At 68.0% G+C, this 1327-nt stretch carries 1 protein-coding gene; it reads right to left on the bottom strand.

Annotation, left to right across the window (positions count from 1 at the left end):
• Nucleotides 1–28: 28 nt before the first annotated feature.
• Nucleotides 29–1275, bottom strand: a protein-coding gene (locus FHG89_RS00080; RefSeq protein ID WP_139581806.1) for an IS3 family transposase whose coding sequence is annotated in 2 segments (ribosomal slippage) — nucleotides 29–993 and nucleotides 993–1275 — 1248 coding nt in all. Because the reading frame shifts where the segments join, the coding sequence is not laid out codon by codon here.
• Nucleotides 1276–1327 lie beyond the last annotated feature (52 nt).

Below are 1327 nucleotides of genomic sequence, written 5' to 3'. Positions count from 1 at the left end.
CTGAGCCGCCCCGGGTTCTGTGGAGACCTCAGCTGTTGACTCCAACCACCTCGCGGGGCTGGGGTTGAGCGTAGAACATCGATTCGTATTCGGTTGGTGGGACGTGCCCGATGGCGGAGTGCAGGCGCTGGTTGTTGTACCAGTCGACCCACTCGGCGGTGGCCAGTTCGACCTGGGCGAGGCTGCGCCACGGGCCCCGGGGTTTGATCAGCTCGGTCTTGTAGAGGCCGATGGTGGACTCCATCAACGCGTTGTCCAGGGCGTCGCCGACGCTGCCGATCGAGGCGTCGATACCGGCATCGAGCAGGTGGGCGGTGAACCGGAACGACGTGTACTGACTGCCCGCATCGCTGTGATGCACCAGGCCCGCCCCGACCGGCTGGCCGGCGCGGTTGCGGCGCCACAACCCCATGTCCAAGGCGGCCAGGACCAGCGGCGTGCGTTTGTTCGTCGCCGCGGACCAACCCACGATCGCCCTGGAGTAGACGTCGACGACGAACGCGACGTAGACGACGCCGGACCAGGCCGCGACGTGGGTGAAGTCCGCGACCCAGCACCGGTTCGGCCGGGCGGCGGTGAAGTCCCGGTTGAGCAGGTCAGCGGCCCGTTCATGCCCTGGGTCGGCGACCGTGGTGCGGATTTTCCTGCCCCGCACGACGCCGGCCAGGCCGGCGCCACGCATCAACCGCTCGACCGTGCACCGGGCCGTCGGGTAACCACGCCGCCGCAGCTCATGCCAGATCTTGCGGGCTCCGTAGACGCCGTAGTTCGCCGAGTGAATCTGGCCGATAACCTCCGTCAGCTGCGCATCACGCACCTGCCGCTTCGACGGTGGACGCTTCTTGGCCGCCCAGTAGCCGCTCGGGGTGATCTGCAGCCCGTGCTGACGCAGCACACGGCAGATCGGCTCGACTCCACCGAAGCGGTCCCGATGCCCGTCGACGAAACTCACGAGCGTGTCGTAGGCCGGTCGAGCTCGGCCGCGAAGAAAGCCGACGCGGCCTTCAAAATCTCATTTGCCCGCCGTAACTCGGCGTTCTCCCGCCGCAGCCGCTTCAGCTCCGCCGACTCCTCCGACGTGACCCCGGGCCGCTGCCCGTCGTCGACCTGTGCCTGACGAACCCACTTCCGCAACGTCTCGGCCGTGCCGATCCCCAGCCGGGCCGCCACCGCCGTGATCGCCGCCCAGTCCGACTCGTAGTTCGGCCGCACCTCCGCGACCATCCGCACCGCCCGCTCCCGCAACTCCTGCGGATACGGCTTCGTTCCTGCCATCTCTCGATCCTTCCCAAGCGGGGAAGTCTCTACAAGATCCGGGGCGGTTCAG

Origin of the sequence: Micromonospora orduensis (genome assembly GCF_006228125.1) — a bacterium.
Taxonomy (GTDB): Bacteria; Actinomycetota; Actinomycetes; order Mycobacteriales; family Micromonosporaceae; genus Micromonospora; species Micromonospora orduensis.
This window is presented reverse-complemented; position numbering and strand designations above follow the sequence as displayed.